11 protein-coding genes are annotated in these 21,335 nt (G+C 37.8%); 8 read left to right on the plus strand and 3 right to left on the minus strand.

Translation table 11 applies throughout. The features are described 5' to 3' along the window. The first annotated feature begins 635 nt into the window (after positions 1 to 635). From NK987_RS12760 to NK987_RS12785, 6 genes are all read left to right on the plus strand, one after another. Entirely contained in the window at positions 636 to 6,833 is a 6,198-nt protein-coding gene (locus NK987_RS12760) for a S8 family serine peptidase (RefSeq protein WP_259264160.1), read from the plus strand. Between the two features lie 584 nt (positions 6,834 to 7,417). Further along, a complete protein-coding gene (locus NK987_RS12765; protein ID WP_259264161.1) occupies positions 7,418 to 9,598 on the plus strand; it encodes a tetratricopeptide repeat-containing sensor histidine kinase in 2,181 nt (726 codons plus the stop codon). 175 nt (positions 9,599 to 9,773) lie between these two features. Further along, positions 9,774 to 11,138 carry a sensor histidine kinase gene (locus NK987_RS12770; protein ID WP_259264162.1) on the plus strand — a complete coding sequence of 455 codons (1,365 nt, stop codon included), beginning with the start codon at positions 9,774 to 9,776 and terminating at the stop codon, positions 11,136 to 11,138. Positions 11,139 to 11,426: 288 nt separating this feature from the next. Continuing rightward, entirely contained in the window at positions 11,427 to 14,555 is a 3,129-nt protein-coding gene (locus tag NK987_RS12775; protein WP_259264163.1) for a sensor histidine kinase, read from the plus strand. Positions 14,556 to 14,566: 11 nt separating this feature from the next. Then, positions 14,567 to 14,944: a response regulator gene (locus NK987_RS12780; protein WP_258423242.1), complete on the plus strand. Its 378-nt coding sequence runs from the start codon at positions 14,567 to 14,569 to the stop codon at positions 14,942 to 14,944. Positions 14,945 to 14,958: 14 nt separating this feature from the next. Then, complete coding sequence (locus NK987_RS12785) at positions 14,959 to 15,999, plus strand: adenylate/guanylate cyclase domain-containing protein (RefSeq protein WP_258423241.1); 1,041 nt, start codon at positions 14,959 to 14,961, stop codon at positions 15,997 to 15,999. On the opposite strand, the gene NK987_RS12790 is transcribed toward NK987_RS12785, so the two are convergent. From NK987_RS12790 to NK987_RS12800, 3 genes are all read right to left on the minus strand, one after another. Next, the gene (locus NK987_RS12790; RefSeq protein ID WP_259264164.1) at positions 15,981 to 17,087 is read right to left on the minus strand and encodes a DegT/DnrJ/EryC1/StrS family aminotransferase; all 1,107 of its coding nucleotides are present in this window, start codon (positions 17,085 to 17,087) and stop codon (positions 15,981 to 15,983) included. The two genes, NK987_RS12785 and NK987_RS12790, sit on opposite strands and share 19 nt — an antisense overlap. Continuing rightward, a complete protein-coding gene (locus NK987_RS12795; RefSeq protein WP_259264165.1) occupies positions 17,062 to 18,354 on the minus strand; it encodes a glycosyltransferase family 4 protein in 1,293 nt (430 codons plus the stop codon). The genes NK987_RS12790 and NK987_RS12795 overlap by 26 nt, the downstream gene beginning before the upstream one ends. A 96-nt stretch (positions 18,355 to 18,450) precedes the next feature. Continuing rightward, on the minus strand, positions 18,451 to 19,437 hold the full coding sequence (locus tag NK987_RS12800) for an aldo/keto reductase (protein ID WP_259264166.1): 987 nt from the start codon (positions 19,435 to 19,437) through the stop codon (positions 18,451 to 18,453). A 74-nt stretch (positions 19,438 to 19,511) separates the two neighbouring features. Here NK987_RS12800 and NK987_RS12805 point away from each other — a divergent pair, with 74 nt between their 5' ends. Then, positions 19,512 to 19,901 carry a Dabb family protein gene (locus NK987_RS12805; protein WP_258423237.1) on the plus strand — a complete coding sequence of 130 codons (390 nt, stop codon included), beginning with the start codon at positions 19,512 to 19,514 and terminating at the stop codon, positions 19,899 to 19,901. 52 nt (positions 19,902 to 19,953) lie between these two features. Next, positions 19,954 to 21,288 (plus strand): S41 family peptidase, encoded by a 1,335-nt coding sequence (locus NK987_RS12810; RefSeq protein ID WP_259264167.1) that lies wholly within the window; start codon positions 19,954 to 19,956, stop codon positions 21,286 to 21,288. Positions 21,289 to 21,335: the final 47 nt, after the last annotated feature.

A 21,335-nucleotide genomic window follows, 5' to 3' on the forward strand; every position in this document is an offset into this window, starting at 1 on the left:
CTTAAATTGATTTTTCTGATTAAGGCAAATAAAAATCACAGTTTTTCTATTTTATATTAAGATCATTTTTTTGATTCAAAATCTTGCTTAAGGGTCTAATTAGAATCCTTCAATTCTGCTTTTTTTTCTTTTTGGGAATCCATCCATTGGAAAATCTGGTATTTTTTATAAATGAATTTAATTTCTGGTGTTGTCCATTACCTAATTTATTTTGGGTCTTTTCTTGCTAATTTCAATCCTTCAAAAAAAATCTTAAATTTTTCCAAAAAGGATTTCTTAAATCAAAAAAAATTGGCTTTGTGTATTTATTTATATTACATATTTTGATACAAAAATAACCAAAGAATAAAATTTTATAATTTTAATTTAGATATAAATAATATAAATAGTTAAATTTTTTAGTGATTTAATTTTATTTGAATTCTCATTATAAAACAAGCCGTTTTTTCTCTATTTTTAGTAGGATAATTTTTTTAAAAGTAATTTCGTATATTGGAAAGTCCTTTTTATTAGAAGTTATTTGCACTTCATAATCCAAAAGCGACAGATTGTTATTTATTGGATTGACCTAATAACTTAACCAATTCTTTTAAGATTACTTGAATTTTAACTCTTCAATTTTAAACAACTTTCCAATGCGGATGCTATCAAAATTCAGCAATTTGCTGTTGATATTATTGCTACTTTCGGCAAATTTTTCACATGCCCAAACTGTCAAACTAGAACAAGGTCAAAATGGAGGTATCCAAAGTGATCCCATAAGTCCTGTAAATTGGGCTACCGGTAACTCCAATAATGCCAATAGCCACTTTTTTGAGGGTCAATCTATACCTTACAGACTAACCATTTCTAAAATCAAGTCCGGCTATAAAGGTGTTATTGAAATAGAATGGGATACCAGAACCAATGGGAAAAGTGCCATTGACTATATAACAGGGTTTAACAGAATATGTGAGGATGTTGAACCTGTTCCGGGTATTCCATTTGGATCAAATCAATATCAATATGTTCAGATTCCTGTTCCGGGGTCTGGAAATGGATTGCCGGCATCTAGCTTTAACCTCATACCTGAATCTGAAAGAAGGTTGGCCATCTATGGTGGAAAATTTGGAACGATAAGTTATGTAATTCAACAAAGTCCTTCTTCAACATCAGCCATCACTCGCCTGAGGATAGCATTTACCGCGACCGGAACACAGTCAGGCACAAACAATTCTGTAGTAATTGCTTGGGGTGGACATATTGCAAGTGCTACTGATTGGGGTGAAGGAAACTCGGCTTCAAGTATTAATGGATCTCCATATCATACAAGAGTGGTTTCATTGAATGGAAAATCAATAGGAAGTCAGGATCGTTCAGTGCAAGCGGCTTCTACCTCCATAGACTTGGACCCTGACTGCGCTATCACAGGTGATGCAGAAGTTTGCGCTGGTTCTTCAGCTTCTTATTCAGTAGCAGTAGATGCCGATAATTACAATTGGTCAGTTTCAGGTGGTGAAATCGTCGAAGGGCAGGGTAGCAAGTCGATCACTGTTAATTGGGTGTCTTCCGGGACAGTCTCTTTAGAAGTGAGCAACCAAGGTTCCTGCGGCCCAACACATTGTAGTTTGAATGTTACCCTGACCACTCCACCAATCTTAGAAGTAGTTGATGGAACCCTTTGTAGTACAGAGAATGGTGGTAATACAGCAATCGCAAATTTATTTGAATTTGCAGGGGTCAGTTTTGGAGAATTGATTTTCAAGCGCGAAGGAAATATTATCGAAACACCGGAGTCTATATTAGTTACAGATGGAGATGTTATTGAAGTTACTGCAACAGGTGGTTGCGGCAAAACTGAAATAATGAAGATCAAAGTCAACGACCGTCAGATCTTCGGTATTTGCTCCCAAGGTAAGGTGTATGAACCTATAGGCTCTGAATTGAAAGCCCTTTATGAAATTTTCAAACAAGGCCAGACTGTTGGATCCAATGAAGTATTTTACATCAGTGGAAATGAGGTCCTCGTCGAGGTTATTTACTTCAAAAACAAGTTTAACGAAGCAAAAACAGCCTTACTAAGTTTAAATTTTGTTACTCCTGATGAATCGGAACTTAAGCAAGATCCTAATTCCCTTATCATTGCAGGATTTCTTCCAATTGAAAAGTTATTGGAATTAAACAATTTTCCGGATGTCATCAACTCTGTTCGTCCTGCAATTCCCGGTGTTCCCAATAAAGGAGCGACCACTACTCAAGGAGATAGGGTAATGCGTTCCAATCTAGTTAGAGCAGGTTATGTTCATTTTGAAGGTGATCAAGCCATAGATGGTTCAGGAATTAAAATTGGTTTGCTTTCTGATAGCTATGCCACAAGAAATGATGGAGGTGTCAATACCTTGGCGGCAGATATAAGCAACGGAGACCTACCGGAAAGTCTTTATTTTTATAGAGATATGCCTAGTAGGTTTGGGATAGGTTCTGATGAGGGCCGTGCCATGCTTCAAATTGTTCATGATGTTGCACCTGGTGCGCAGTTAGGTTTCCGTACGGGAGTTATCACTTCAGGTGATTTTGCCCAAGGAATCCGTGACTTAGCCGCAGCAGGAAGTGATATTATTGTGGATGATATTACTTATGTAACAGAACCATTCTTTAGCGACGGGAAAGTAGCAAAAGCAGTAAATGAAGTAGTTGCAAATGGCGTTTCCTATTTTACCTCTGCAGGAAATTTTGGAAGTAAATCTTTCGAAGGAACATTTAATCCTGTTAAAGACCCGTCAGTCAATTTGCCTCTTAATGATGATGAATGGGTAGATGGTGGCCGGATTCATCAATTTAGTGATGGTAATATTACACAGTCGATCAAAGTCTTCCCCGGTCAAAATAGTCCGGCAGTTTACATGATTGCACTTCAATGGGATGATCCACTCTATTCTGTCGACCAAATCGGAAGCTTATATGACCTTGATATTTATCTTAAAGATTTTGGTGCACCACTCTTTGGATTTAACAGAAATAACGCAAACGGTGACCCAATTGAAATCCTATCTTTCACCATTTCAGAGCCAACTACAGTAGATCTTTTGATTGCACGTGAATGTGAGACTTGTACAGATTTGGATTCAAATAGGGGGATTAAGTTTAAATATGTGGTCTTCAGGGGAGAACTTGATCCTAATGATCCGAATGGAATAAATGCTTCGACAGTTGTAGGCCATGCAAATGCAGCCGGTGCCATGACAGTAGGTGCAGTACTCTATGCCAATACCTCGGTTTTTGGATTTAGTCCAACCCTCGTACCGAGCGGAACTGACCCATTCACAGTAGCAACTTTCTCTTCAAGAGGAGGAACAATTACCAATGGAGAACTTCGGGACAAACCGGATTTCACAGGTCCAAATGGTGGAAACACTACGGTGGACCTAGGGGCACCGGATTTGGAAGGTGATGGTTTTCCAAACTTCTTTGGAACATCAGCCGCAGCTCCACATGTAGCGGCAGTTGCAGCTTTGGTGAAGCAAGCACGTTTAAAATATTACCCGACAACTAACCCTACGGATTGGTTAGGAGGGACCGGAACAAGTTTACCTGCAGATATTAGGAGAGTGTTAAAAACTACCTCACAAGACATGCATGAAACAGGTTTTGACATTAAGTCTGGTTCCGGATTAGTACGTGCGGATAGGGCTTTACTTTTTCTTGCTGCACCAAATCCTGAAAACATAGAACTAGTATATGATGAAGGAGTAAATCCGGGAGAAGTTGAGTTCAAATTGAAAATAACTGGCACCAACTTATACGAAGGTTCCAATGTCTATTTGAGAGATGAAATCTTAAATGCCACCTATGGATTAGACGAATTTGGAGCAGGATTCTTGGAGGTGACCATTCCGGAATTTGAAGGGAACCCTGGCGTAACTGTAGTTAATAATGCTATTTCGGATAGCGGACTCGATGGTGGAACAGCCGGGCCTGTCTATTTCTTTGATATAGTTAAAAAAACAATTGCTATCAAGGCTGATAACCAAACAAAGAAATATGCTCAGATTTTGGAGCCATTTTCAGCTAGGGTATACGAAAGAGCTGATAATGATTGGGTTCTGAGTACACTCACGCTTGAAGATGTTGGAATTACTTTGAGTCCCTTATCGGAAGGAAGTCCTTTAGTTCTGTTGACACTAACTAGTCCAATCGAAGGTGATTTAGCAGAGGTAGGTACATATATCATTACAGCTTCTCATCCTCAAACGAGCGTTGCTTTCTCTGACTTTTTCAATTATGTAGGAATAGTTCAAGAAGACGGGGATTTATTTTACGATGGTACAAATAATGCTTTTGGAAACTATGGTCCTGGGATAATCACAGTAGAGCCATTACCGATTACCATCAAGCCTTTAGATTTGACAGGTGAATCTGCATTGAAGTACGGAGAGTCAATCAGTGACGCTTTGAAATTTGAGGTAATTATTCCTCAAGACGTCATTGAATCTGATGGTAAGGTAAAAATAGTTGATGTACAAAGTATAAAGGATGCCATTCTCAATCAATATTTCGAAGATCTTGCAATTGCAAAACAGCCTGATGACAACAGCCTTCCATTGGGGATTTTTAACGGTAGGACAATTTTCAATAAGGCTAGTTTCAACAATAAGAGTTTCATGGTCAGTTCACGAACCATGATAAATGCTAGAACTATTTTCAATGCTCGCACCATATTCAATAGCAGGCCGATTATTAATTCTGCCTTTGATGTTCCGGCAGATTCATTCTTGGAATATCTTGATGATCAAGAAAATCAGGAACTAAAAACTGTAAGCATCAATGGTAGACCTATAATCAATGCCAGAACAATTTTAAATGCACGTACTATTGTAAATGGTAGAACAATTATCAATGGTAGGACTATCATTAATGCACGTACTATTCTCAATGGTCGGACCATCTTCAATTCAAGAACCATAATCAACAGCTCTGGTGGTGAAGGAGAAGGGGAGGATGATAATACCTTGGTGATTTTTGGTGAAAAAGACCTTGAACTCGCAGAAGAAGTGGAAAAAGATGGAATCAAATATTATGATTTCGGTGAAGAGGTCGTTGAGAGTGATGATGATTTCAACCTTGAATTTTTCTCTGTAAACATGGTGACAGGAACTGATGTAGGGGAACATTTTATTATTCCAGGAACCTTTGAGTCAAGAAATTATAGAGTTGGATACCTGCCTGCGGACCTTTCAATTACACCTGCCACTCTTATAGCAACAACATCAGCTAATCCAGATGTGATTGTGTATGGTGATGAATCACCTGAATTCTCTACTGAATTCGAAGGATTTGAGGTAAGTACAAGGTTCATAGATAATGAAGGAAATGAAGTGATCCAAGAAGAAAATCAGGAATCAATCATTGAATCTATTAATTATTCGTTATTAAAAGATGGAGGATCCTTCCCCGGAAGTGGGTTAATCGCAGCAGGACTTTATGAGATTGATCCTACAGTAAGCCTTTTTGAAACTTCTAACTATATCCTTGGAACGATTACTAGAGGTCAGTTAAACGTAGGGAAAGCTACGCCAAATGTTTCTGTAACAGGGGGAGTGTTTGAGTTTGATGGGCAACCGATGGAAGCGACTGCGTTTGCTTATGGGGTAGGCGGAATGGAGGATGTACTTGATCAAAGCTTAATTACTTTGGAGTATGAAGGAACAGGCGAAACCAAATATGGACCAACCTCTTCTGCACCTGTATTACCGGGTACCTATCGTGTGATTGCCAGTTTTGGAGGAAATGAGAATTACAATTCTGCAAGTTCTGAATATGCCACCTTGGTAATTGTAGGTTGTGTCAATGAAGCACCTGAAATGGGTGATTTTGAAACAGCCATGGGAAGTGGAAATTCAACTAATCCCGCAACCATAAAAAGGCCAGCTAATACCCAAACAGGAGATTTGTTGATAGTAGGTTTAATGTTTGAAAAAGGTAGGGCGCCATCTGTGTCTCCACCTGATAATAGTTGGAAAATCATCCAAAGGATCGATCAGTTAAACCAAGTGGCAATGGTAACTTATTACAAAGTTGTAACAAGTAACAATGAGCCTGAAACTTATGGATTCAGAATCAATCAAAGTCCAAAATGGACAATGGGAATTTCAAGGGTTCGCGGTGCGGATATCAATCATCCGGATGGACCCATAGCAGCATTCAGTGGTTTGTCAGGTTCTCAGGGATTTGTTGCAACTGCACCGTCATTGACCACAGAGGAATGTAATACTATGGTGATGCTGTTCTACACAAATAAGAAGAATGCCACATGGACGTCACCTGTTGGAACCATTGAGGTATATGATGATCCTAATAATCAACAAGGTTTGACCTCTAATATGATGTCATACTTCATTCAAAGTGAGGCGGGAGAAACAGGTGATTTACGTGCAACCGCTTCTTTGGCAGAACATTGGGTGGCACAGGCAATTGCTGTTCGTCCTTTGCTTACTTCATTTGAATCAGTACGAACAAAACCTTTGTCAGGAGAATCTCTCACAGAGTTGTCAGTTTCTGAAGGTGTTTCTAAACTTGAGCAAGATGAAACTTCAGGTCAAATAAAGGCTTATCCTAATCCTGTAAAAGACAGAATGAATTTAAGCCTTAGGGGTCTGGTCAATGAAGAGCCAAGTGAGTCTTCATTGGTGATATTGGATGCGATGGGTAGAAGCCATAGATTACCTCAGGTTTGGTATGGAAATGAAGGCCGTTTGGAATTGGATTTCTCACAAATGCACATTGGTTTCTATATTATCAATATCCAAACTTTGGATGGTGTCAAATCCATACGGGTAATCAAACAGACTCAGTAAAAAATTCAATTTCAACAAAGCAAAAGGGAATGGAAGTTACTTCCATTTCTTTTTGTTTTAACCAAAATCAGTCAGTTTGCCAAATGGATCAAAAGGATGTAAATCTCAGGTTTGACGGTAAACATTAATATTCTTTCGAAAATCATGTTTTAATTTCAAAGTGAAAGAAGATTTATTCTTTTTGAGTTTTGTATAAAAAAATCCAGTTGTAAATGATTTTCATTTCTATCCCTGAACCATAAATGATTTTATGCCTTTTTGTCTGGTAAAATGCTTCATTGATTAATAGTTAGATCATTAGATATTTTGAAAGCATAGATTAAATTGGTCTTAGGTTTGTTAAAAATCGACCACATTCAATTCACGAAAGTCCTAAGTGAATTCAATTGAATAGAAAACAGATGTTTTTTTCATATATGGTGGAAGGAGGAAAAACATATTTTTAAACTCAAAATCATTTGCAAAATGACATGATTGGATTTTGGTTAATTAAATGATATTTTTAAAAGTGTAAAATGAGGAAAAAATATCCGTTCTGACAAAAGTGCTGTTATTAGTATTCTCTTAGGTATATGAACCGAAATATGACGATTTTTAAATACATCCTTCTTTTTCCATTGTTTTATTTAGTATTTGTTTGGCATAGTGTTGGGCAGACCTACAGGTCAGATAGTTTGCTTAACTCTCTAGAAAAACTCAATGATGACAGTGTAAAAGTCTCTCACTATTTGGAATTGGGTCTCGAATTTTTAGGCTCAGATATAAATAAAGCCATATTTTACTTCGATGAAGCCATCTCTTTGGGAAATAAATTAAATTACAAAAAGGGTCTTGCAAATGCTTACAATGCAAAAGGAAGGGCATATGCCCAGCAGGGTAGTTTTCAGGAAGGTATTTTGAGCTTTCAAGAAGCATTGAAAAATTTTCACGACATCAATGATAAAACAGGTGAAGCAAATATTTTAAGCAATCTAGGTTCCATTTATTTTTTGTTGGGAAACAGTACCAGGGCTTTAGAACTTCATTTTGAATCCCTCAAACTATCAGAGGAACTTGACAACAAACTGAGGATAGGGACTTCTTTGAATAATATTGGGACTGTCTACCAAAAAAACCCAAACACTATCAACGAATCATTGGGTTTTTTCAAAAAATCCCTAAAAGTGTTTCAGGAAACAGAATCAGAGCAGGGGAAAGCAACTGCAGCTATGAATATTGGAGAGGTTTATTTTTTAAAATCTAAGTATGATTCTGCAATATATTTTCATCAATTAGCTTTAGAACTTTGCGATGGTACTCTTGACGCGACATTTCCACTCACTCAATTAGGTGAAATCAATGCGCAATTGGGGAATTTTCAAAAAGCATTTGGTTTTCACAGACGGGCATTGGAAATCTCTGAACGCTTGGATGCAAAATTTGAGCTGACACAAGGCTTGATAGGATTAGCCAAAACACAAAGGAAAAGGGAAGATTTTGAGAGTGCCGTCAGTACTTTGGAAAGAGCCAAAATCATAGCCAAAGAGATAGATGCAAAAAACGAATTGGTTGAGGTATATCTAAACCTTTCGGAAATACATGCCTTTGTGGGAGACTATAAAGCTGCCTATGAAAATGAAATCAATGCAAAGTCTGTAAAGGAGGAAATTGCAAAATCGAGTACTGAAAAAATGATCCAACAACTTCAATTCGAATTTGAATTGGATAAAAAAGAGGCAGAAATAGCCCTTCTTCAAAAAGATACAGATTTAAAAAATGCTGCAGTTTTTAACCAAAGGATAATCATCTTTGCCTCATTGGGAGGATTGCTGATGTTTATCATCATCAGTATCTCTCTGTTTAAAAACAACCTCAGCAAGCAAAAGGCAAATCACTTACTTCAAGCCCAAAAAGAAGAAATCCACGCCCAAAGAGAAAAAGTTGAATCTGCTTTTGACCAACTGAAATCTGCTCAGGCCCAATTGATTCAATCTGAGAAAATGGCATCTCTTGGCGAACTGACCGCAGGGGTTGCCCATGAAATCCAGAATCCATTAAATTTTGTAAATAATTTTTCAGAGGTAAGTAGCGAAATGATTGATGAAATTGAACAGGAAAGGGCTAAAAGTGCAGATAAAAGAAGTGAAGCTTTTATCAGTGAAGTTTTGAAAGATGTCAAAACCAACCTGAATAAAATCACCCACCACGGAAAGAGAGCCGATGCTATTGTCAAAGGCATGATTGCCCACAGCCGGCCAAGTACAGGAGAAAAAGAACCGACAAATATCAACTCATTATGTGAAGAATACCTTAGGCTTTCTTATCATGGAATTAAATCAAAGGATAAATCAGCAAACGGTGATTTTGTTACCATAGCCATTGGAACAGACCTTGATCCAAACCTGCCTAAAGTCAATGTCATTCCCCAAAATATTGGAAGAGTTTTGATGAATATCATAAGTAATGCTTTTCAGGCTTTGAATAACAATGAGTTTAGTATAAAAAAATCTATTGACCCTAGTCTTGGATACAAACCACTTGTAACTGTCACCACCAAAAATAAAGGAGATAAAATCGAAATTTCAGTAAAGGATAACGGACCGGGTATTCCTGATTCTATCAAAGATAAGATTTTCCAACCTTTCTTCACCACCAAACCCACAGGTCAAGGTACAGGATTGGGTTTGAGTTTAAGTTATGATATTGTCAAAGCCCACGGAGGAGAAATTGCTGTTGAATCTAAAGAAGGAGAAGGGACAGAGTTTATTATAACTTTACCTGTCTAGATTGATATTTAAGGCGTAAATCCAAATTAATTCCGGTAGTAGGATTGGGATTTCAGATACCGGTTTTTCCTTGGAATTCGTAATTCTGTCAGTAAAAATTTTGCAAAAAAATAATTTGTTAGTCAGTATGTTTGGTTTTTGAATATCTTAAAAAAATTACCTCACACAAGGAAATATGATTTTAGAAAATATTATTTCAATCTTTATTTTAAACTATCTCAGGAAGAATAGAGATTTAACGGCTGATTTTGCCAAATGGGAGAAATTACTAAAAATTGGAATCGGGATAGGAGTTGCTCTTATTTTTTTGGAAGTCACCCATCTGCTTCCGGATTTTCTACTCACTGTATTGACCATAGCATTATTTGCCGCCCTCAGTTATTTGGTCTATAGGGTACCCGGATTTTCTAAAGGGAAATCATTCGTCTATGCTGTTCTGCCTTATTTTATTATCACTTCTGCCGGACAGTTGATTCAAAATCTGGCACCTGATTTTTTTGGTAAAATTGACACTTACTTTGAGACAGCTGAATTCTTTGCTTTTATATGGGCTATTTCTGTATGGTGGACAGGTAGAAAACAGAAAAAAGCACTTGATGCAGAAAGATTGAAAGCGCTCGAAAAAGAGAAAGAGTTTCAGATGAGTCAAGCTCTCAAGGCCCAGCTTGAAATCCAGGTTGCGGAACGTACTGCCGCTCTCACTCGACAAAAAGAAGAATTGGAAACTACCCTCAGCGAACTTAAAGCTGCCCAATCCCAACTCATTCAGGCAGAAAAAATGGCTTCTCTTGGAGAGCTCACTGCCGGAATCGCCCACGAGATACAAAATCCATTGAATTTTGTGAATAACTTTTCGGAAGTCAGTAATGAACTGATCGAAGAGATCGAAGAGGAGAGAAGTAAAAAACAAGAAGCCAGAGATGAAGAATTAATAGATGAAATATTAAAAGACATCAAAGAAAACTTGGGAAAAATAGCCCATCATGGCAAGAGGGCAGATGGCATCGTCAAAGGAATGCTGCAACACAGCAGGACAGGTTCCGGCCAAAAGGAGCTGACCGATGTCAATGAATTGGCAGATGAGTTTCTGAGATTATCCTATCATGGTTTGAGGGCCAAGGATAAAAGTTTCAACGCCGATTTTAAAATGGATTTTGATGCTTCATTACCGAAAGTAAATATTGTTTCACAAGACATCGGAAGGGTATTGTTAAACCTGATCAACAATGCATTTTATGCATGCGGAAACTCTGAATACAGGATAAAGAATCCGGAATTGAAACCCACAGTAACCGTTTCTACCAAGAAACTTGGAAAAAAAATACAAATCACTGTTTCCGACAACGGACCGGGTATTCCTGAAGACATAAAGGAGAAAATCTTCCAACCTTTCTTTACCACAAAGCCAACAGGACAGGGGACGGGTTTGGGTTTATCCCTTTCGTATGACATTGTAAAAGCACATGGAGGAGAATTAAATGTAGAAAGTGCAGCAGGAAGAGGAACTCATTTTGTAATTACTTTACCAACGGGGCATTAGGAATACATTTTATCCTTATCTAGAATTTGTTTAAAGTATTGAGTTAGCGATACATCAATTGAGTTAAAAACAAAGGATGTTCAAAATATCGAATAGAATTTGTATTTTACATTAATAATTGACCTTTGTCATAATATGAAAAAAGCCTTTCGCCCGAATAACTCTTTTTGTAGCATATTTTATTTACCGGTTTTCATTTTATTTTTTTTTCTTTTAATCCAATTTCCCGGAATAGCTCAATCCGATATTGAAATTGGTATTCCACCCATTAAAGCCTATCCTCCCAATGTGTACAAAGGCCACCATCAGGTTTGGAGCGCAGTTGAAGATAATAGAGGGATCATGTACTTTGGTACTTCTAATGGTATTGTGGAATTTGATGGAGTTTCTTGGAGAAAGGTTGATTTGCTTAAAGAATTCGGGTCCTCTAATGTCCGATTTTTGGGAAAAGATCCAAACGGGAAAGTGTTTTTTGGAGGAAGTGATTTTGGTTATTTGGAAGTTGACCCATTTGGGTTTACTAGGCCAAAATCCCTGAAGTCTATTTTTTCGAATAAGGAAGACCTATATGGAGATATCTGGAGTTTGGTTTTTTCAGGCAACAAAATTTTTGGACAGGCAAGAGAATTTCTATTTAGATTGGAACTTAATGAAGATAATACAGCGAAGGAATTTAAAATCTGGAAACCTGAGACCTCATTTATGTATGCATTTGACAAGGATGGAGAGGTTATAGTTCATGAACTTGGAAAAGGTCTATTTAAAGTTGTTGGAGAAGAGTTAGAATTTATAGAGGGCAGTGAAATTTTGGGGGATGAAAGAGTACAAGTCATGGTACCTCTTGGTGAAAGTCCTGAAGGCAAAAAAAAGTATCTTTTTGGTATGTTTTTTAGTGGGTTTATACTTTACGATGGAGAAAAATTTCAGCCTTTCAAATCAGAAATTGACCCATTTGTAAAAAACGGTTCTGTTATTTATAAAGGAATTTCTCTTCCTGACGGAAATCTGGCTTTTTCATTGTTAGGAGAAGGTTTGGTGATTGTAAACAAGGATGGTGAAGTCCAAAAAATCATCAATAGTGAGACAGGAATGTTAGATGAATCTTTTTATGCCACCTATTTAGATAAATCAGGCACTTTATGGTTGGGTAGTGAAAACGGAATAGCAAGAGTCGAGGCATCTTCACCTGCCACAAGATTTACCAAGCAATCAGGCCTTAATAGTGGTGTTTTGTCAATGGCACGTGTAAAAGGAAATCTCTACACAGGAACAGCCACAGGTCTATTTAAATTTGAAAATAAAACCAAAAGTTTTAACAAGATTCTTGGAGTTCCCAATACCCAGATTTTTCAATTATTGAGGGATGGTGAGGATTTGATAGTGCCCACTAAGGGATTGTTCATCATAAGAGACCAAGAACTTATCCAAATTGAAGGGACTGATTTAGGATTTGAAGCCCTTTCATTATCGATTTCACCCAATCGTCCGAATTATTTGTTTGCAGGAACCAATGAAGGTCTAGTTATATTTAAAAGGAATTTGGATTCTGGCAAAACCATTTGGGAGAATTTGGGAAAAGTCCCTTTACTCCAAAATCAAATATGGTCCATTGCCCAAAATTCAAGAGGGGAAATATGGGTCGGTACTCAAGACGGAGTGGTATTCAAAGTCGAATTCGAAGAGGATTCCTCTGGAAATTTAGATATACAAAAATCAAAAATCCGAAATTTTGGCCCTGAGCAAGGCCTTAAGGACGGTTCAGGTTTTGTCTTAGAGGTAAAAGACAAAGTTTATTTTCCTGCAGCCTCAGGATTCTATACGTTTGATACCAAAACTGAAAAATTTCAAATTGATAGTGTATTCAGTATTGATTCAAGAAAAGTAGCACCAGAAGAAGCATTTATTCAGGAAGATGTTGAGGGAAGAGTCTGGATTCAATTTGAGGAAAAGCAAGCTATAGCAGAACCGCAACCTGATGGGAGCTATAAAATCGTAGATAGCCCTGCAAATATGTTTGGAGGTGAGGTGATTTTGTCTTTTTATTTTGAGGAAAACGGGATCGTGTGGATGGGAACTGGTAATGGATTGATAAGGTTGGATGAGAAAGTCAGTGGAAACGAATCCAGGGATTTTAAAATTCTAATGAGGCAGGTAAAAGCAGGTCCGGATTTATTAGAGTGGAATGAATCTTCCGGATCCCTAAAGTCAGAAATTAAAAATAGTATTAATTCTTTGAGGTTTGATTATGCATCCCCGTTTTTTGAACAAGAGGATCGGATTGAGTTTCAAACCTTTTTGGAAGGTTTTGACAAAGATTGGTCAGATTGGGGAACAAACTCATACAAAGAATATACCAACCTAGGTAAGGGGGATTACACCTTCAGGGTGAGAGCAAAAAACATTTATAATTCAGTCAGTGAAGAGGTTACATATTCATTTACCATTCTTCCACCTTGGTACGGTACCTGGTGGGCCTATCTAGTATACCTGACAATAATTGGATTCATAATTTACTTGATTGACCGCTACCAGAGAAGGAGATTAATAGCTAAGGCACGAGAAAAAGCTAGAGAAAGAGAATTGGAACATGCAAATGAAATAAGAGAGGCTTATGAAAACTTAAAAGCCACGCAAGAGCAACTTATCCAACAGGAAAAATTGGCCAGTCTAGGGCAGCTTACAGCAGGAATAGCCCATGAAATTAAAAATCCTTTGAACTTTGTTAATAATTTTTCAGAGCTGAGTATTGAATATGTCGGTGAAATAAAAGAAGCTGTCGAGAAGTTGGAACAGGTTGAAATTAAGGAAGAAATCAACTCCCTTCTTGATGAAGTTAACGGAAACCTTGCCAAAATTTTGCAACATGGGTCACGTGCTGACGGCATTGTAAGGTCGATGTTGATGCACTCACGGGGTGGAAAAGGAATCAAGGAACCGACAGATCTTAATGAATTGATTAAGGAATATGTCAATCTAGCTTTTCATGGAATGCGGGCAAGCAAGAATCCGATCAATGTGGATATAAAAGTCCAATTAGAAGAAAACCTTGCCAAAGTGATGCTCAATCCTGAGGACTTTAGTAGGGTAATTTTGAATCTATGCAAAAATGCATTTGATGCAATGCGGGATAAAATTGAAGCAATTGGTAAAGATTATCTCCCTAAACTTTCTGTGAGTACCAAAAACCTTGATGACAGTGTTATGGTTGTAGTTGAGGACAATGGGCCAGGTGTGGCGGATGATATTCGTGATAAGTTGCTGATGCCGTTTTTCACGACTAAAAAAGGGACAGAGGGAACGGGACTTGGCCTGAGCATCACACACGATATAATTAAAGACCATGAGGGTGTTCTGGAAATAGACTCTCAGGTGGGAGTTTACACCAGATTTATTATTTTAATTCCAAAGATTCAATAATTTAGATTGTTATGAAAATACTGATTGTGGACGATGAAAAAGACGTCGAAATGCTTTTTAGGCAAAAATTCAGAAAGGAAACACGTACCGAAAATCTGGAATTGGTATTCGCTTTTTCAGGTGCAGAAGCATTGGAAATATTAGAGGAATCAGACCCTCCAAATGTTGTCTACGTATTTTCAGATATCAATATGCCGGGAATGACAGGCCTAGAATTATTGGAAAAAATCAAGGATCGCTTTCCACAGATCAACGTTAGTATGATTTCTGCTTATGGGGACAGCGATAATTATAACAAAGCAATCAAATCCGGCGCAAAGGAATTTTTCACAAAACCAATTGATTTTGAATCTCTTAAAGAGGAAATTCGGAATTTGATGAAAACTTAAATCATTGATTTATTATGGCAAAGATATTAGTAGTTGATGACGAGGCTGATTTGGAGATTTTGATCAAACAGAAGTTTAGGCAGAAAATTCGGCAGAATGAATATGAATTTGTATTTGCGCTGAATGGTAGGCATGCGCTAGAACAACTCCATGAGCATAAGGATGTGGATGTAGTATTGAGTGATATCAATATGCCTGAAATGGATGGTTTGACGCTTCTTTCCAAACTGAATGAGCTGAATGGATTGATGAAATCTGTAATTGTATCAGCCTACGGTGATATGGACAATATCCGGACTGCCATGAATAGAGGCGCCTTTGATTTTGTGACAAAGCCTGTCAATTTCGTAGACCTTGAAATCACAATCGACAGGACAATAAAACATGTACAGGGTATCAAAGAGACAATAAAAGCGATAAAGGAAAACAACATCCTCAAAATGTATGTTGATGAAACAGTTTTAAATTTCATGGTGGGAAAGGATGCTGAATCCTCCTTTTTCGATAATGAAATAGAAGAAGGAACTGTGGTTTTTATTGACATATGTGGGTTTACGGCCATCAGTGAAAATGAACCTGCTGACAGGGTTGTGAGCATGTTGAATGCCTATTTTGATATCATGGTCCAAGAAATCATCAAAGAATCAGGTGTTGTGGATAAATTTATGGGAGATGCCATATTGGCTACCTTCAAAGGTGAAAGACATTTGGAGAAAGGTATCAGAGCTTGTTCTTCGATTAGGTCCAAAATCCATGAAGCCAAAATCGGAATCGAATCAGGTACCTATAAACCTGATGTTTCTATAGGAATCAATACAGGAGACATGGTTTGGGGAAATATTGGATCTGCCACGCTAAAAAGACTTGATTACACCGTCATCGGGGATACGGTAAATGTGGCAGCAAGATTGCAGGCAGCTGCAAATAGAGGACAGATTTTGGTGAGCGAAGCATGCTACGAATCTGCCAAAAATTCATTCCACTTTGAAAAAGTCGGATCTTTTGATTTAAAAAATAGGGAAAAGCCGGTGATAACCTATGAGATTTTGGAGTAAAAATTTTTGATTCCTGCACTGATATTCTTAATGTCATTTTCCTCCAAAAATGGGTTCAAAGGAAGAGAGAGTACAGTTTTGGAAAGTTTTTCTGAGACTTTGTATTCCTCTTGAAAAGAATAAGGTTTCATTTTTGGGACTATGGTTGGATAATGGATGGCTGTTCCAATTCCCTTGTTTTCCAGATACTGCCTTAATGCATCCCTATAATCACTTTGTATTACAAATAAATGGGCATTATGGTCAGGAGCCAAAATTGTCTCAGGTAGAATAATGTCTCCTACACCTGATAGTTTTTTAAGATAAACACCGGCCAAGGTTTTTCTTTTTTGCTGCCAAGTTTGAAAAAAACTCATTTTTACATTTAAAAAACCTGCTTGAATGGTGTCAATTCTGGCATTTCTGCCGAGAATTTCATGATGGTCTTTGCTGATTTGGCCATGGTTGATCAGCATTCTTATTTTCATGGCGAGCTGTTCATCTTGAGTAATCAGTGCACCGGCCTCTCCAAGTGCTCCAAGGTTTTTGGTTGGATAAAAACTTAAACATCCTATATCAGCAAAGCAACCGGCACTTTTCCCTTTTTGAATTGCTCCAAAAGCCTGTGCATTGTCCTCAATTACCTTGATTCCCTTAGATTTGGACCATGATACAAGTTTTTCCATATCCAACATTTTCCCATAAAGATGAACCCCGATCACTGCTTTTGTCATAGGACTCAAGGCACTGTCCAACAATTCCAAATTCATCAGTCCTGAAGAATCCGTATCAATAAAAACAGGAGTTGCTCCTACCATCGATACTGCTTCAGCAGTGGAAACCCAAGTCAAGGCAGGTACAATCACTTCGTCATTTTTCCCGATCCCTATAGCACGGAGAGCGATTTCTAAGGCATCAGTTCCATTTGAACAAGGAACAACGGCACATGTTGTGTCTAGGAAAAGACAAAGATTTTTTTCAAGCAACTCCACTTCCTTTCCACCGGAAAATATTCCCTTGGATAACATGTCTGAAAATTTCCGCTCCAAAGCAGACTTCAGTTCCAGGTCAATCAAACTCAGGTCAAGAAACGGAATCGGCTTTTTCATCTAATATTTTGGCGAGTTGCTTGGTTAGCTTTTTTCTGGAATAATTCTCGATTGAACTGGATTCACTAAAGTCAGATTTTGGTTGGAAATCTTGCATAAAAGAACGTATTCCCTTTATATCTTTATGGGTATAAACATTTCCCGAACCCGAATTGTATAATATTTTGGCACTATCACCATCAGGATCTCCCAAAGCTATAATGGGTCTCCTTGTAGCTATATATTCAAAAAGTTTTCCGGGAATGTTTCCTTGGGCATTTTTGGTATCGGTCAGGATCAAAAGAAGCAAATGGGCATTTTGGTAAAACTTAAAAATAGCCTCATGTGTGACATACCCTTCCAATATCACATGTTCTTTAAGCCAAGAATCTGATTCAATTTCACTTTTGACATTCTCGGAAACTTTGCCTACAAATCGAAGATTAACTTTTACTGATTTCTTTTCGAAGACTTCTTTCAAAACTGTTAAAAAAGGAATAGGATTGCGGATCGCATCAATCACACCTGTATAAAGTATTTCAAGACCATTTGCAGAGGGCTTTAAAGCGGACCAATTTTCGGGTAAATCGGTCATATCAAATCCGTTGGTCAATAGGTGGATTTTTTTACCCGAAAGATTTTCAAAGTCTTTTTGAAAAGTTGGGCTGATAGTCATAATGGAATCTGCTTCACTTAGCACCTCTTTTTCAAAAGTTTCATGCCTTTTTCGTACCCAATCCAACATGGGCATTGTATCTAGGAACTCCCATTTGGACCAAGGATCCCTGAAGTCCGCAATCCAGGTGATGCCAGTTTTTCGCTTGAGATTTAATCCTATCAAATGCAAACTATGTGGTGGCCCTGTAGTGATAATGGCATCAAATTGCCCTTTTTCAATCAGCTCAGTCAAGAATTCTACCGAAGGTTTTATCCAGAATTTTCTTGGATCAGGAATCAAAGCATTAGCCCTAAGCCAGATTCCGGCTTTGTCAGTGAAAGATTTTTTCTTCTTTTCAAGGACTTTTGAAGTGTCAGCCAATTGCTCTTTTTTTATCTTTCTAAAAAGACCATATGGTTCCCATATCGGAAATTTCAGTACCTCTAAAGTAGGACTGATTTCTTTTTCAAGACTTTCATCTTTGAGTTCAAAATCAGGGTTTTCGGGAGTGAAGATGACCGGTTCCCAACCAAATTCAGGTAAATACTTTGCGAACTTCAACCATCGCTGTACGCCCGAACCCGCAGAAGGTGGCCAATAATAAGTGATGATAAGTACTCGCTTAGCCATTTGTACAGTTGATTGTGTTCAGTTTACAGTAAACAATTTGATCAATTTGGATATAAAGGTTTCTCTTATTTGCTTTTGGAAAAACTCCGTCGAACTTTACCACAAATGATGTATGTCTGCCTTGAAATATTTGTCATAAATATTTTTGACAGCTTCCATTTCCTTGGACGAAATCTCTTGAAGATTAGAAGCTTTGACATTAGAAAGAACCTGATCGATTTTGGAAGCACCTGGAATTACTGTGCTGACTTGAGGAAACATTAGTATCCACCTGATAGCCCATGACGCTAAAGATTCATTGCCTCGGAATATTTCTTTTAATTCTTCTACTGCAAGAAGTCCTTTTTTATAATCTACTCCTGAAAAAGTCTCTCCTTTGTCAAAAGCTTCTCCTTTCCGATTGAATTGTCGGTGATCTTCTTTGGAAAAAACAGTATCAAGTGTCAGTCTACCTGTCAAGAGGCCACTTGCCAAAGGTACTCTGGCAATTATCCCAAAGTTTTCAATATCAGGATGAGAAAACAGCGTTTCAGAGGGCTTGATTCTGAACATATTAAAAATAACCTGAATGGAAGAAACGATATCGTATTTCATTGCCGCCAAAGCTTCATCGACAGTTTCTACACTTACTCCCATAGCTAGAATTTTACCCTCTTCTTTAAGTTTTTCAAATAATTCAAAAATTTCATTCCGTCCGTAAACATTGGTAGGAGGGCAATGAAGTTGTATGAGGTCAATGGCTTCAAGTCCTGTATTTTTCAAGGAAGCTTCTACAAATGCTCTAAGATTTTTTGGTGTATATCCTTCAGAAACATGCGGTTGGATTTGTCTTCCGCATTTTGTAGCTACAAATATCCTTTCTAAACTTTCCCTAATAGCCTTGCCTACTGCTGCTTCACTCAATCCATTATCATATACATCGGCGGTGTCAATAAAATTGATTCCTTGATCTATTGCTGCGTGGATGATTTGATTGGCAAGCTTTTTATCAAATAGATTTCCCCATCCTCCGCCGACCTGCCAAGTGCCTAAGGATATTTCAGAGACTGACCATCCTGTTTTCCCAAACTTATTATATTTCATGCTAACCGATTATTTTGGATGTCAATTTCAGGAAGCAATTTAAATTTTTATCTTTAAACCTTTAAATTACCCTTATGAAATCCAGAAGAAAATTTCTCCAAACCTTAACCGTTGCCGGAGCGGCAGCAACTTTACCAATTTCACTTATGGCAGAACAAGAAACAAAACAAAAAATGATCCACCAGGTGTTTTTCTGGTTGAAAGATGGCGTAGACACAAAAGATTTTATGAAAGAGGCCTCAGTGCTTGGAAAATGCAAGACCGTGGATAATTTCTACATGGGTGTTCCGGCACCCACCGAAGCAAGAGATGTGGTCGACCATAGTTACCAAGTAGCATGTACTTTGTTTTTTAAGAGCATCGAAGACCAGAATTATTATCAGACTGATCCGATGCATTTGGCATTTATTGAGAAAAACTCGAACAAGTGGTCAGGTGTAAAAGTTTATGATTTTGTGATTTAAACCATTTTGGCTCAGAATTACGTATATCCAAAAAATCATCTTAGTTAAGTTTATGTCAAAAGTAAGATTATCCATTTGGGGAATTTTCATGGTCGCTGTCATGCTGTTTCCCGCCTGTAACCCAGAAGAAGAAATTCCTGCTATAGTACAAGAAGATGTTGTCAAAAAAGCGATTTTTGAAAGCTTGAAAGAGTGGTACTATTGGGAATCCGAGCTACCTCAGACACTTGATGTTTCAAAATTCGCTTCCAACCAAGCTGTTTTGGATGAATTGATGTTCAAACCATTGGATAGATGGTCTTACCTCACTACCAGAGCAGCATTTGACGCGGCATTTACAGGACAAGCTTCAGGCGCACATGGTTTCAGTTTCGCTTTTGATCAGGATGAAAAGTTATTCGTTGCCTTTGTTTATGATGAAGCACCTGCGGGAAAGGATGGTTGGAAAAGAGGATGGCAGATTACCCAGATAAACGGAAAGCCAATATCTGACTATAAAACAAGCACAGGAGGTTATTCTTTTAATTTGGGGGCCAATGAAGTTGGAGTAACCAATACCTTCAAATTCAAACTTCCTGACGGAACTGAGACAACAAGAACTATCCAGAAGGGAGCATTTCAGACCAATTCTGTTTTATACAAAAATGTATATGAAGTCGGCTCGAAAAAGGTAGGTCATTGGGTTTATCAAAGCTTCAAAGCAACTGCAGGTCTTAGTCCGACCCGAAGTCAAGAAGTGGAGGATTTGTTCAATTACTTTATTGCTGAAGGTATCAATGAACTGATTATTGACTTGAGGTACAATGGAGGAGGATCTGTAGCTGTGACTGAGCAGATTTTGAATTATATCGCTCCTTCAAGTGCCAATGGAAGAGTAATGTATACCAACAAACACAATGGTAATAAATTCGGAAACAACCGGACTGTGAATTTTTCCAAGAAAGGAAATCTCAACCTTGACCGTGTTATATTCATTACTTCACGAGGTTCAGCCTCAGCTTCTGAGTTATTGGTCAATTGTCTAGACCCTTATATGGATCTGGTTTTGATTGGCGATAACACCTATGGTAAACCTGTAGGGTCATTTCCTTTGTCAAGCTTCAATAGAAATCTAAGCAGCAACGATGTCGAATTGGTACCCATAACTTTTGCCATAGCCAATTCTGAAGGAAGGGCTGAGTATTTTGACGGATTCCCTGTCAATTTTACAGTTGGGGACGATCCTGCAAGGAATTGGGATGACAAAGAAGAAAAGAGATTGAAAGCTGCCCTGGAGTTCATCCAAAGCGGTTCTGTGAGTGCGAGGATGAAGCATACATCCTACATTCCAAAATGGGAAATGATAGATGCATTTGAAGGTTTAATGAAAGAATTCCCGATGTATTGAGAATAGAATTACTAATAATTACAAAGTAAAAGTTAAAAGCGGCAATC

The sequence above is a fragment of the Aquiflexum gelatinilyticum genome (genome assembly GCF_024813435.1).
GTDB classification, from domain to species: Bacteria; Bacteroidota; Bacteroidia; order Cytophagales; family Cyclobacteriaceae; genus Cognataquiflexum; species Cognataquiflexum gelatinilyticum.

Bases quoted from the DNA above. Each gene is read 5' to 3' on its own strand.
- NK987_RS12770 (WP_259264162.1), top strand. From the start codon at position 9,774: ATGATTTTAGAAAATATTATTTCAATCTTTATTTTAAACTATCTCAGG.
- NK987_RS12760 (WP_259264160.1), top strand. From the start codon at position 636: ATGCGGATGCTATCAAAATTCAGCAATTTGCTGTTGATATTATTGCTA.
- NK987_RS12800 (WP_259264166.1), bottom strand. From the start codon at position 19,437: ATGAAATATAATAAGTTTGGGAAAACAGGATGGTCAGTCTCTGAAATA.
- NK987_RS12795 (WP_259264165.1), bottom strand. From the start codon at position 18,354: ATGGCTAAGCGAGTACTTATCATCACTTATTATTGGCCACCTTCTGCG.
- NK987_RS12790 (WP_259264164.1), bottom strand. From the start codon at position 17,087: ATGAAAAAGCCGATTCCGTTTCTTGACCTGAGTTTGATTGACCTGGAA.
- NK987_RS12805 (WP_258423237.1), top strand. From the start codon at position 19,512: ATGAAATCCAGAAGAAAATTTCTCCAAACCTTAACCGTTGCCGGAGCG.
- NK987_RS12765 (WP_259264161.1), top strand. From the start codon at position 7,418: ATGACGATTTTTAAATACATCCTTCTTTTTCCATTGTTTTATTTAGTA.
- NK987_RS12810 (WP_259264167.1), top strand. From the start codon at position 19,954: ATGTCAAAAGTAAGATTATCCATTTGGGGAATTTTCATGGTCGCTGTC.
- NK987_RS12785 (WP_258423241.1), top strand. From the start codon at position 14,959: ATGGCAAAGATATTAGTAGTTGATGACGAGGCTGATTTGGAGATTTTG.
- NK987_RS12780 (WP_258423242.1), top strand. From the start codon at position 14,567: ATGAAAATACTGATTGTGGACGATGAAAAAGACGTCGAAATGCTTTTT.